The following is a 525-nucleotide window of genomic DNA, read 5'->3' as shown; positions in this document are numbered from 1 at the left end:
CCGCGGCGTACCTGTCGCAGGCCAACCTGCCGGGAAAATGATGTACCCGCTCGTCCGTGAGCTGGCCGTCGACGGGATCCCCGTCGCGGTGACGTGCCGGGTCCTGAAACTGGCTCGCCAGCCCTACTACCGCTGGCTCGCCACGCCCGTCGGGCGCCGCGACCTCGATCGGGCTTACCTGGCGAACGCAGTGTTCGATGCTCACCACGACGACCCGGAGTTCGGGTACCGGCTGCTTGCCGACGAGGCCCGCGACGCCGGCCAGACCGGTTGCGACCGGACGGTGTGGCGAATCTGTCGTGACCAGCGCTGGTGGAGCAGCTTCGGCAAGAAACGCGGCGCGAACGGGAAGAAGCCAGGCCCGCCCGCCCATGAGGACCGGGTCCGGCGCGACTTCCACGCCGACGCCGCGAACCAACTGTGGCTGACCGACATCAGCGAGCACCCAACCGGAGAGGGCAAGCTCTACCTCTGCGCCGTCAAAGATGTCTTCTCCAACCGGATCGTCGGCTACTCGATCAGCGA

The 525-nt window shown here is 67.8% G+C and carries 1 protein-coding gene; it reads left to right on the top strand.

The window, feature by feature from the left end:
* Positions 1-525 (top strand): transposase family protein (locus ABD714_RS22990; protein WP_486348157.1); only part of this gene is annotated, 525 nt, incomplete at both ends.

This window comes from Microlunatus aurantiacus (assembly GCF_039536605.1).
GTDB lineage: Bacteria > Actinomycetota > Actinomycetes > Propionibacteriales > Propionibacteriaceae > Microlunatus > Microlunatus aurantiacus.
Note: the sequence above shows the minus strand (reverse complement) of the source record. Positions and strands in the feature narration are given on the sequence as shown.